General features: G+C 61.1%; 5 protein-coding genes, 1 pseudogene and 1 riboswitch. Of the genes and pseudogenes, 5 read left to right on the plus strand and 1 reads right to left on the minus strand.

Annotation, left to right across the window (positions count from 1 at the left end):
* Positions 1-100 precede the first annotated feature (100 nt).
* The 4 genes and pseudogenes from QMB55_RS11885 to QMB55_RS11900 all read left to right on the plus strand — a co-directional run.
* A pseudogene (locus tag QMB55_RS11885) lies at positions 101-499 on the plus strand (SPM autocatalytic domain-containing protein); the annotation flags it as partial.
* 144 nt (positions 500-643) lie between these two features.
* Positions 644-6247, plus strand: coding sequence for a calcium-binding protein (locus tag QMB55_RS11890; RefSeq protein WP_497588926.1), 5604 nt, complete (start codon positions 644-646; stop codon positions 6245-6247).
* Positions 6248-6403: 156 nt separating this feature from the next.
* Complete coding sequence (locus QMB55_RS11895) at positions 6404-7867, plus strand: HlyD family type I secretion periplasmic adaptor subunit (RefSeq protein ID WP_497588927.1); 1464 nt, start codon at positions 6404-6406, stop codon at positions 7865-7867.
* A 271-nt stretch (positions 7868-8138) separates the two neighbouring features.
* Complete coding sequence (locus tag QMB55_RS11900; RefSeq protein WP_497588930.1) at positions 8139-8690, plus strand: M48 family metallopeptidase; 552 nt, start codon at positions 8139-8141, stop codon at positions 8688-8690.
* 132 nt (positions 8691-8822) lie between these two features.
* Here QMB55_RS11900 and QMB55_RS11905 read toward each other — a convergent pair whose 3' ends face one another.
* Positions 8823-9713: a ParB N-terminal domain-containing protein gene (locus QMB55_RS11905; RefSeq protein WP_497588928.1), complete on the minus strand. Its 891-nt coding sequence runs from the start codon at positions 9711-9713 to the stop codon at positions 8823-8825.
* Between the two features lie 646 nt (positions 9714-10359).
* Here QMB55_RS11905 and QMB55_RS11910 point away from each other — a divergent pair.
* Entirely contained in the window at positions 10360-11541 is a 1182-nt protein-coding gene (locus QMB55_RS11910) for a trans-sulfuration enzyme family protein (protein WP_497588929.1), read from the plus strand.
* 55 nt (positions 11542-11596) lie between these two features.
* Positions 11597-11798: riboswitch (cobalamin riboswitch) on the plus strand.
* Positions 11799-12311 lie beyond the last annotated feature (513 nt).

Genomic DNA, 12311 nt, shown 5'->3' on the forward strand with positions numbered 1-12311 from the left:
ACCCGCTGACCGCTTCTGCTGACGCTTCTTACACCACGTCCCGGGACACGATCCCCCGCTGGTCTTCGACCTTGACGGCGACGGAGTCGAAGTCGCCCAGCTGACGGGCGAAGCCAGAACACATTTCGACCACGACGCCGACGGCATCAAGACCGGAACGGCGTGGGCCAAGGCCGACGACGGCCTGCTCGTCCTCGACCGCAACGGCAATGGAACGATCGACACCGGCCGCGAACTCTTCGGCAACAACACCCTGCTCGCCAACGGGCAGGCCGCGGCTGACGGCTACGCCGCCCTGCGCGAACTCGACAGCAACGCCGACGGCCGGATCGACGCCCAGGACGCCCGCTACGCCGACCTCCGCCTCTGGCGCGACCTCGACCAGGACGGCGTTTCTGACGCCGGCGAACTCCAGGACCTCGCCAGCCTCGGCCTGACCCAGATCGACCTCGCCAAGAAAGACGGCACGACCCAGCTCGCCGACGGCTCCCGGCTCGACGGCAGCGGCGGCTATACACAGAACGGACAAACGCGTAACTACACTGACGTCTGGTTCGCCGACAACCCCTTCTACCGCGAATTCACCACTCAGATCGCCCTGACCGACGCCGCCAAAGCGCTGCCCAACCTGGCCGGCGCCGGCATGGTCCGCGACCTCAAGGAAGCCGCCAGTCTCGATGCCGCGCTGGCCGCCGCAGTTGCCAGTTTTGCTGGAATGTCCCGCAAGGACATGAGCGCCCGCCTGGACGGCTTCCTCGCCGCCTGGGCCGAAACCTCGACGATGAAGTCTTCGGTTCAACAAGCGGAAAAGAACGGCTTCAAACTCGTCTATCTCGTGCCCGAGATGAGCGTGAACGATTATTTTGCGATCAAAGGCATGGACGGTATTCTGCCGATGGGTACGGGGAGCGGCGGCGACGTCCTCGTGGCGGAGATGAATGCGGCCAATCGTGCGCGACTTGAAGCGCTCAAGGCGCGGCAGGCCCACTTCACCCACCTCATCAGTATTCTCGAGCGCTTCAACGGCACCCCCTTCGTAACCGTTGCCGAAAAGTCGGTGACCAATGGCACAGGCGTGGTTTCTCACGCGGTGGCGCCATTGGAAACGAGCCGTGGCACCAGCAGTGGAGGCAGTGCCATGGCCTATGACGGACCGATCTATGCCTACGTCCAACTGACAGGGCCAAACCAGGTGGGATGGCTCGATGAAGCCTACGCTCTCCTCAAGGAATCGGCGTTCTCCGGCTTGGTGGGATTGCGGCTCAAACCCTACCTCGACCAACTCACCCTGCAGATCGACCAAAACGGCATCCGGCTCGATGCCTCAAAAGTGCTCGCCGCGCTCGACCAGACGTACGTGCAGAACAAGGGCAAAGCCTTTGCTGACTGCATGGAGTTAAACAGCTACGTAGGGGCCTCCGTCGGACATTTTCAAGACAAAATTCTTATCTGGGTGAATGACGCGATCGCCAAAGGAGAACTCGAAGTCTTGCGCTCAAGCGTTACCGAGGAAACTTCACTTCCCTGGAAAGAGGCTTCAAAAATCCTTGTGGGGGGAGAAGGAGCGGACAGTTTGGCGGGAGGAAAATCCAACGACATTTTATTGGGGAATGCAGGGGCAGATCGTTTGAATGGCAACGCCGGAGACGACCAACTCGATGGTGGCACGGACAATGACAACCTCTACGGCGGCGAGGGTGCTGATACGGTGTTGGGCGCCAACGGAGCGGACTACCTCTACGGCGAGGCCGGCAATGACGTGCTGGATGGTGGCTCGGGCAACGACAACCTCTCCGGTGGCGTGGGTGCCGACAGCTACCGCTTTGGTCGCGGCTCGGGGCAGGACACCATCACCAACTACGATGGCGAAGCGCTCGGCGTTAATTCAGACCGCATCCTGCTCGGCAACGACATTGGGGTGAGCGACGTGGTGCTGACACGCTCAAGCGACGATCTGTTGCTTGCCCTCAAGGGCACGACGGACAGCCTGCGTGTCCAAAGCTTCTTTAGCCAAGATGCGACTGGTAGTTACGCGGTCGAGTTGATCGTCTTTGCCGACGGGACGGCTTGGGACATTGCGACGGTCAAGGCCATGGTCCAGGTGAGTACGGCTGGCAACGATATCCTTCAAGGCTACGCCACCAATGATGCGCTGAGCGGTGGGGACGGTAACGACACGCTGAGCGGCAATGCCGGCGACGATAACCTCGATGGCGGCACGGGGGCGGATACCCTCTACGGCAACGACGGTGTCGATGCGGTGCTTGGAGCCAGCGGCGCGGATTATCTCTACGGCGGCAACGGCAACGACCAGCTCGACGGCGGTGAAGGCAACGATGTCCTCTACGGCGACGCTGGCAATGACGTTCTGGACGGCGGCGCCGGCAACGATGTCCTTTCGGGCGGCGTGGGGGCCGACAGCTACCGCTTTGGCCGTGGCTCAGGGCAGGACACGATCAACAACTACGACGGCGAAGCTCTGGGAGCGAACCCGGACCGTGTCGTACTCGGCAGCGACATTGTGGCGAGCGACGTGGTGCTGACGCGTTCGTACGACGACCTCGTGATCAGCCTCAAGGGCACGACGGACAGCCTGCGCGTTTCGGCCTACTTTAACCAAGACGCCAGCGGCAGCTCCGCGGTCGAGTCCATCGTCTTTGCCGATGGGACGGCTTGGGACATCGCCGCGGTCAAGGCCCTGGTTCAGGTGGGCACGGCTGGCAACGACACCCTTCACGGCTACGCCGGCAATGACATGCTGAGTGGCGGGGACGGCAACGATTATCTGCAGGGCAATGCCGGCGACGATAACCTCGATGGCGGCACGGGGGCGGATACCCTCTACGGCAACGACGGTGTCGATGCGGTGCTTGGAGCCAGCGGCGCGGATTATCTCTACGGCGGCAACGGCAACGACCAGCTCGACGGCGGTGAAGGCAACGATGTCCTCTACGGCGGCGCGGGAAATGACCGTTATTTTTTTGGAATAGGCGATGGGCAGGATGTTATTTGCTCAGAGACCGACGCGACGATAGGTAAGTTGAACCTGCTTGAGTTTAAAGCGGGCGTACTGTCGTCTGATGTTGCTGTGATGCGTTCGGGTTCGGATTTGGTCTTGGCAATCGGAGGAACAAGCGACAGAGTGACCGTGAATTCGTTTTTCTATAACGAAAATCCGAACAATTCGAATAACTCCCTCCAAAGCGTGGTGTTTTCCGATGGCGCGGTGTGGGATATTGAAACCATAAAAAGTCGGCTTTTTATTGGTAGCGATAGGGATGATGTGCTTACGGGAACATCGTCTGCGGACCGGCTTCAAGGAAATGGGGGCAATGACCGCCTCCTTGGCGGTGAGGGCAACGACGTGCTGACGGGCGGCAAAGGCACCGACGTCATTTACGGCGACGGTGGTGACGACACCTTTGTTTTTGCGCGCGGAGACGGTGCCGACACGGTCGTGGATGTCAGTCAGTCGGCCACGGTCAAGAATGTACTGCAGCTAGTGGATTACAACCTTGCCGACATCAGTTCGCTGTCGATCCGGGACGGTGGGCACTTGGCGATCAGCTTTGCCGAAGGCGATTCCGTGATGCTGTGGGATTACCTCAACCAAATGCGGGGCTACAACAACCCGATCTTGAGCGAGGTTTGTTTTGCCAACGGGCAGCGGATGGGCGTTCAGGCCCTGGCTGCGCAGCTGGGGATGACGTTTGGCGAAGGAAATGACACGGCCTCGCTCTTCGGTACGGATGACAAGGCGCATGGTGGCGGGGGCAACGACACCCTCAGCGGAGCAGCGGGCAACGACACCCTCAATGGAGGGAGCGGGAACGACAGCCTTCTCGGCGAGAGCGGAAGCGATGCGCTCATGGGCGACATGGGCGACGACCGCCTCGTTGGCGGCGATGGCAACGATGTACTGACGGGCGGCAAAGGCACCGACGTCATTTACGGCGACGGTGGTGACGACACCTTTGTTTTTGCGCGCGGAGACGGTGCCGACACGGTCGTGGATGTCAGTCAGTCGGCCACGGTCAAGAATGTACTGCAGCTAGTGGATTACAACCTTGCCGACATCAGTTCGCTGTCGATCCGGGACGGTGGGCACTTGGCGATCAGCTTTGCCGAAGGCGATTCCGTGATGCTGTGGGATTACCTCAACCAAATGCGGGGCTACAACAACCCGATCTTGAGCGAGGTTTGTTTTGCCAACGGGCAGCGGATGGGCGTTCAGGCCCTGGCTGCGCAGCTGGGGATGACGTTTGGCGAAGGAAATGACACGGCCTCGCTCTTCGGTACGGATGACAAGGCGCATGGTGGCGGGGGCAACGACACCCTCAGCGGAGCAGCGGGCAACGACACCCTCAATGGAGGGAGCGGGAACGACAGCCTTCTCGGCGAGAGCGGAAGCGATGCGCTCATGGGCGACATGGGCGACGACCGCCTCGTTGGCGGCGATGGCAACGATGTACTGACGGGCGGCAAAGGCACCGACGTCATTTACGGCGACGGTGGTGACGACACCTTTGTTTTTGCGCGCGGAGACGGTGCCGACACGGTCGTGGATGTCAGTCAGTCGGCCACGGTCAAGAATGTACTGCAGCTAGTGGATTACAACCTTGCCGACATCAGTTCGCTGTCGATCCGGGACGGTGGGCACTTGGCGATCAGCTTTGCCGAAGGCGATTCCGTGATGCTGTGGGATTACCTCAACCAAATGCGGGGCTACAACAACCCGATCTTGAGCGAGGTTTGTTTTGCCAACGGGCAGCGGATGGGCGTTCAGGCCCTGGCTGCGCAGCTGGGGATGACGTTTGGCGAAGGAAATGACACGGCCTCGCTCTTCGGTACGGATGACAAAGCCCGTGGTGGAGGTGGAAACGACACGCTTTACGGTTATGGAGGAAGCGATACTCTTGACGGGGGGGCGGGTATCGATCTGCTCTATGGTGGCGTGGGCAATGACCAGTTGATGGGCGGCATGGGGAACGACACGCTGAGCGGCGAAGCCGGCGATGACACCTATGTTTTTACCAGGGGCGACGGTCAAGACTTGATCATCGACGACAGTGTTCAGAACGGTGCGAAGAACGTCGTCCACTTTGTTGACTACGTGCTCAGCGACGTGACCGCGCTGACACGTAACGGAGACAATCTGGCGATCCGTTTTGCCAATGGGGATGCGGTGTCGTTGTCGGGGTATTACTACCGAGCGTACAACTGGGGTGACCACTGCGTGAGCGAAGTGAAATTCGCTGACGGGACGCGGCTTGGCGTACCGGCGCTGGTTGCTCAGTTGGGTGTCCACCTGACGGATGGAAGTGACACTGCCTATTTCCTGAATCTGGATGACAGAGTCCATGGCGATGGCGGAAACGACACGCTTTATGGTTATGGAGGAAACGACCTTCTCGACGGAGGGGCGGGGGGGGATCTTCTCTATGGGGGCGTCGGCGATGATGTGCTGCAGGGGGGCGCAGGGAACGACACCCTCCACGGTGATGCTGGCAATGACCACCTTGAGGGGGGGGCTGACAACGACTATCTCTACGATGTTTCCGGTGCCGCACTCTTCAACGGCGGTGATGGTGCGGACACGGTAATCGGCGGCGCCAGCGCCGAACTCTTCCTCGGCGGCCAGGGCAACGACACCTACACCACTGCGGCTGGGAACGACATCATCTGCTTCAACAAGGGTGACGGGCAGGACACCTTCGCCACGGGCGGCACCGGCAGCGACACCCTCTCGCTCGGCGGCAGCTTTGCCTACAGCGAACTCACCTTCAGCAAGGCCAGCAACGACCTCGTGCTCAAGATCGGTACGTCCGACCAGATCACCTTCAAGGACTGGTACGCCGCCACCCCATCGAAGCCCGTGGTCAACCTGCAGGTCATTGCCGAAGCGATGAGCGGCTACGCCGCCGGGGGCAGCGATCCGCTGCTTGATCAGAAGGTCGAATGCTTCAACTTCACCGGCCTCGTCAATGCCTTTGACGCCGCTCGGACCGCCACGCCGACGCTGACCACCTGGGCGCTCAGCAATGCCCTGGCGACGCAGCAACTGGCCGGTTCCGACACCGCGGCCCTCGGTGGCGATCTGGCCTACCAGTACGGCAAGACCGGCACCCTGGCCGGCATCGGCCTCACCGCCGCGCAGGACGTGATCGGCAACAGCGGTTTCGGCAGCCAAGCCCAGACCCTGCAACCGCTCGCCAACCTGCAAAGCGGGAGCGTGCGCTTGGGTTGAAAGAAACCGCATTAACCACGGAGATCACGGAGCGCACGGAGAAAGGCAAGGCAGTCATACAAGGACGAGACGGCAGGCCTGCCGTTTCGTCGTTCTCCGTGTCCTCCGTGCGCTTCGTGGTTAAACCATAACAAACCTCCGACCGAACACGGCCTCATGTTCTCCACCTTCACCTCTCGCCTCAAAAGCAGCGCGGCACGCCTTCGCGACCGCTGCGCCCCGCCCTGGCAGCGCCTGCAAGGTGCCTTCGCCCGGGCCTTGCCGGACAGCACAGTCGCCGACCACGACTTCTCACCACCACTCTTGCGCCTGCAAGACACCCCGCCCAGCCCGCTCGGGCGCAAGGTGCTGTGGGCCTTGCTGCTCATGCTCCTGGCGCTCCTCGTCTGGGCGCTCCTCGGTAAGCTCGACATCGTCGCAGTCGCCGAAGGCAAACTCATCCCCAAGAGTTACCTCAAGATCGTCCAGCCGGCCGAAGCCGGGATCGTCAAGGACATCCTGGTGCGCGAAGGCGATGTCGTCCAGCCGGGCCAGGTGTTGATGCGCATGGACACCCTGATCAGCGAAGCCGACGTCCAGGCCCTCGACGCCGACTACCGCCGAAAGCGCGCCACCCTCACGCGCATCGACGCCGAACTCGCCAACCTCCCTTACACCCCGGCCCCCGACGACCCGCCGGGTCTCGCCCGCGAGATGGCCGCACAGTACCGCGCCAACCGCGCCGCCTTCGAAGCCGCCATCGCTGAAGAACGCAGCCGCCTGGTGCGCTACAAGCACGATCTGGCGTCTTCCGAACAGGTCAAGACCAAGCTGCTCGCCACCTTGCCGCACTACCGCGAGCAGGATAAAGCCTTCGAGAAACTCGCCAAGGACGGCTTTGCCGGTTCCTTGATGGCCAGCGACAAGAAGCGCGAACGGATCGAGAAAGAACAGGAACTCTCGAACCAGACCCACCTCATCGAATCGAACCGTGCCTACGTCGCCCAATCCGAGAAACGTCTGGCCCAGATCGACTCCGACTACCGGCGCCAGCTCTACACCGAACGCAACGACCTCCAGGGCCAAGCCGACAAGCTCGCCCAAGAGCTGACCAAACAAACCCACCGCCGCGCCCTCCTCGAACTCAAGGCCAGCCAAGTGAGCGTGGTCAAGGATCTGGCCACCCACACCGCCGGCACCGTCGTCCAGCCGGGCACGGTGCTCCTCACCCTGGTGCCGCGCGAAGAAATCCTGCGTGCCGAAGTGTGGGTGAGCAATGAAGATATTGGTTTTGTGCGCGAAGGCCAGACCGTCAAACTCAAGTTCGCCGCCTTCCCCTTCCAGAAGTACGGCATGGTCGAAGGCGTGGTCGAACACGTGAGCGCCGACTCGGCCGACAGCAATACCAACACCGCCAGCGCCGGGCCGAATACCGAGCGCTCGGGGCAGCGGACGCAGCCGCTGCTCTACAAGGCCCTGGTGGGCTTGAACGCCATGCACCTGACGATGCACGGCCAGCGCTTCGTGCTCACCCCCGGCATGCAGGCCAACGCCGAAATCCTGCTTGGCACCCGCACCGTCGCCGAATACCTGCTCTCGCCGGTGAGGAAAGCGTGGCATGAGGCGGGACGGGAGCGCTGAATAGTTTGTGACATTAATTACATGCAGCTGTCGTGCGGCCCCAGTTTTTACAGAACAGTTTGTGACTCTTCCCTTCTGTGGTCAGGAATTACGTGCGTGAGAGGCCTTGCTTTGCCGCGACGCTGGTTTGCGACTTTATTTGTTCGGAATAGTTTGTAATCCTGACAATTAAAGTCGCTTACTTGCCCGTTCAGCGTTGGAATGCTGCGAACGGCAGCTTCGAGACGACGGTTGTTAGAATGTCCTCACGATGCAGCCCAAAACTGATGTAATGCGCCCCAAAACTCTCCCCAAGTATCTAGCGGGTTACCCGCCGTCGCTGGTGAAGCAGGTGCATCAGTTGATCGAGCAAGATCAGCTAGCAATGCTGTTGCTGCAGAAATACCCAGCCGCTCATGGGATACGCACCGACAAAGCGTTGTATGACTACGTTTCGGAAATCAAGAGCACGTACCTGCGCAACGTTGGGCAAGTGAGCAAGGTGATGTTCGATAGCCGGCTACAAGTGCTTCAGCATGCCTTGGGGACGCATACCAGTGTTTCTCGGGTACAGGGCGCCAAATTGCAGGCAAAACGTGAAATCCGTATTGCATCGATCTTCAAGGAGATGCCGATCGAGTTTCTGCGCATGATCGTAGTGCATGAGATCGCCCACATGAAGGAGCGAGCGCATGGCAAGGCCTTTTATCAGCTCTGCCAGCATATGGAACCCGATTACCATCAGTTCGAGTTCGATCTGCGCACTTACCTGAGCCACCTGGAAATCACCGCTCAGCCGCTCTGGGTGACAGCGGCCGCGCCCCCGCAAGATTTGCCGGAATAAAACTGGCGACCCCATCCAGGTTAAGCCGACTGCGGGCATGACAGCTGAAGTGACGCTAACCGCCCGTGGCCTTAGCTCCCTACAGGGCTGCAGCTTTCGGGCTGCCGGAAGAGGCGCTAGGTTTGGCGGCAATCAAACCGATTGTTCCCCGCGAGCCTCTGCAAGCGCAATCGTCAGGTGCTGTACTTTCTTTTTCAACTGATCGCGCTCTTCGGTGAGCTTGGTAAGCTGTTGAGTCAGGCGGTAAATCTCCAGTTGATCGGGCGTCGCATCGCTGGGTGGTGGTACTGGCTCCTGCTTGGGCGGCAGTTTGGCTTCGCGAACTTGTCTGGCCACTTCGCGTAATTCTTTCTTGCCCCCGGACACCGCAGCGAGCTGTTTTTCACTGGGCAAGGAAGCGACGGCGGCGGCAGCATTGATCGAAATGACACCGGCCTTGACTGCACTCACCAACTCCGGGGCGGCAGTCTTCTGAATTTTTTCGATCTGCCCAAGCGTCGCACTACTCACCCTCGCTGAGCGTGCAACAGCCTGACGTGTCAGCACCGGCTGGGGCGCGGATTGAACCGTCACTTCAGCTTCATCAGTGGCGAACGAAGCTTGTTGGGCCTTTTCTTGTGCCAAACGCGCGGAAACGATCGCCTTCTTCCGTAATGCGAGTACCCCACGCTGGAAGTCCGATACGCTACGACGCCCTAGATGATTGTCGATCATCCACAAGTGCACATCGTCCAGTGACTGGAACGTCGTATTTTGTACGGTATTGAAAGAGATCCCGTGTTTCAGGCAGATGTCATGGCGGTTGTGCCCATCCACCAAAAGATCACCCCACAACACCAGTGCATCGCGACATCCTTCGGAAAGCAAGCTGCGTTCGAGTGCGGCGTATTCGTCCTCCGTCAATGGATCGATATAGGCTCGGAGGTCTTCGTTGATCGTAATTGCCATGGTCAAATCAAAAAAAGGAAGCGCGCCAGTGTACACACCACACAGGCCAATGAGTGAGGCCGATTCAGTGATCAAGAATCTGTAGCCTGAACCGCCCCGGAGTCTATAGAAACGGCGCAATCAGCTTCCTGCGCTACCACAGCCGTTCAATCGGGCGTGGCTGAACGGCGGGAATGATCGACCAGCTGACTGATGTTGCGGGCAAGAATCAGCATTTCCGTCAAAGCCGCCGCTCAGTCCCGTAAAGCGATACGGCAGATTTAGTCGCCACACTGACGATCATACCTTTTCATCAAACGGAGGCTGGAGACGGCGCCTTTGTTGCTGGGATTCATTCTGAGGCCGATGATGGAGGAATATTTGCGCCGCGCTCTTTTGTTGAGCCGTGGCGATTGAAGCGTTTTCCTCACGCGACCACTGTCGGCGCTGTTTCTGATTGCCGCCGTGCTTTTGCTCGGCATCCTGCTGATGCCTTCCATCAAGGCAAAGCGCGAAGAAGCTTTTGTGAAGGATTGAGCTTCGCGCTGGGGCGGCTACAGGCCAGGGATGGCGTTGTCGAGAGGGCGGTGCCGCCATGGCGGCCGGCGGGATTATAAGCAAATCGGTTTTGCTTCTTTGGCAGAGACCAGGAGGCGGATACCATGGAGATGAACTGATGCCGGTGCCGATACGGGCTCGGCGTTAACGCGCTCCGATAACCCCTGAATCGACCAAGACTGCTATGTCCGAAAAGACGACTTTGAATTCACGTTTCGCCACCCGCGTCGTCCACGCCGGGCAGGCGCCTGATCCGTCCACCGGGGCGGTGGTGACGCCCATCTATGCCAACTCGACCTATGTGCATTCGAGTCCGGGCGTGCATCAGGGGCTCGACTACGGGCGCTCGCACAATCCGACGCGCTGGGCTTTCGAGCGTTGCGTCGCCGACCTCGAGGGCGGTGCGCAAGGCTATGCGTTTGCCTCGGGCATGGCGGCGCTGGCGGCTGTGCTTGAGCTGGTCGATAGCGGGGCGCATGTCATCGCCGGCGACGACCTCTACGGTGGCACCTACCGCTTGATGGAGCGCGTCCGCCGACGCAGTGCCGGGCAGACGTTCGGCTACGTGAATCTCGCCGACTTCGAGGCGCTTGCCGCTGCGGTGCGTCCGGAGACGCGGATGCTGATCGTCGAGACGCCGAGCAATCCCTTGCTCAAGCTCGCCGACCTCGAAGCGCTGGCCGATTTTTGCCGCCAGCGTGGCATCGTCTCGGTCGCCGACAACACGTTCGCATCGCCGTGGATCCAGCGCCCACTCGAACTGGGTTTCGACGTCGTTGTGCATTCGACGACCAAGTACCTCAATGGACACTCCGACGTCATCGGCGGAGTCGCGGTGGTGGGCGGCGAGGCACGCCACGCCGAACTGCGCGAGCAACTTGGCTTCCTGCAGAACGCGGTCGGCGCGATCGCCGGCCCATTCGACAGCTTTCTTGCCCTGCGTGGCGTCAAGACGCTGGACCTGCGCATGCGCCGTCATTGCGAAAGCGCGCTCGAACTGGCGCAGTGGCTCGAAGCGCATCCGCGCGTGCGGCGGGTGCTCTATCCCGGGCTGGCTTCGCATCCGCAGTACGATCTGGCCCGGCGGCAGATGCGTGCTTTCGGCGGCATCATCAGCTTCGAACTCGAGAGCGACCTGGCCGGGGCCGTCCGTTTTCTGGAAGCGTGCGCGCTGATCACGCTTGGCGAAAGCCTGGGCGGGGTCGAGAGCCTGATCGAGAATCCGGCGATCATGACCCACGCCAGCGTTCCGCGCGAACAGCGTTTGCAGGTCGGGATCAGCGATTCTCTGGTGCGGTTTTCGGTCGGTATCGAGGACGTGGACGACCTGCGCGCCGACCTTGATCAGGCGCTGCGCGCCGCGTGACGCGAGCGACGGGCGGCGCAGCCCCCTCGATTGACAAGGGGCGGAGCGGCCCCCTAGACTGGGTCCCGTTGAAGGTTCCCGTTCGGGATTAATAGGGAATCCGGTGCCGAGCCGCGCGCACGAATTCCGGAGCTGCCCCCGCAACTGTCATCGGCGAGTCCTCGCCCCTTCTTGCCACTGGCCGCGATGCGGCCGGGAAGGCGGGTGCAGGACGACGACCCGAGAGCCAGGAGACCTGCCTCGACATCCGATTCACGTAACAGGGGCGGGGTGCCCCGGACGAGAGGTTTCTCTTGAACGCATTTCTGGCGCGCTTGTTTGCCCTTCCGGTGTTGTCCGGAGGCGAGTCATCCCGTGTGCCGTCCATCCCCGTTCCTGCGCCCGGCCGTCGGTCGGGAAACGCAACGATCAATGTCGCCGAAGCCGTGGAGGGACCACTGGACATGGCAGCGAAGCGGTGGAGGCGACACCCCATAGACGCCGTTCGAGCGGCGAGGTGTGGTTGCTGAGCACACCCCGAGGTGTGACGGCGACGCCCCAATCATCGCTGCCGGGGCGGCCGCCGGGGGCGGAAACGCTTGATTTGCCGGCGTCCGGGCGCATATCGTGGAGCATGCCTTTTAGAACAATATTCGCTCGGAACGGTGCGTCCGCCGGGTTTTCCCTGGCGCGCTGGTTGCTGGTCGTCTCCCGGGCCCATGGCCGGGAGCGCTGGGCTGGGCGGTGTCCCGGGAAGTGGTGTAACAGCGTGAGGGAGTGAGGTGTTCGCC

Origin of the sequence: Propionivibrio sp. (assembly GCF_041441355.1) — a bacterium.
In the GTDB taxonomy this organism is placed as follows: domain Bacteria; phylum Pseudomonadota; class Gammaproteobacteria; order Burkholderiales; family Rhodocyclaceae; genus Propionivibrio.

Bases quoted from the DNA above. Each gene is read 5' to 3' on its own strand.
- QMB55_RS11900 (WP_497588930.1), top strand. From the start codon at position 8,139: ATGCGCCCCAAAACTCTCCCCAAGTATCTAGCGGGTTACCCGCCGTCG.
- QMB55_RS11910 (WP_497588929.1), top strand. From the start codon at position 10,360: ATGTCCGAAAAGACGACTTTGAATTCACGTTTCGCCACCCGCGTCGTC.
- QMB55_RS11890 (WP_497588926.1), top strand. From the start codon at position 644: ATGGTCCGCGACCTCAAGGAAGCCGCCAGTCTCGATGCCGCGCTGGCC.
- QMB55_RS11895 (WP_497588927.1), top strand. From the start codon at position 6,404: ATGTTCTCCACCTTCACCTCTCGCCTCAAAAGCAGCGCGGCACGCCTT.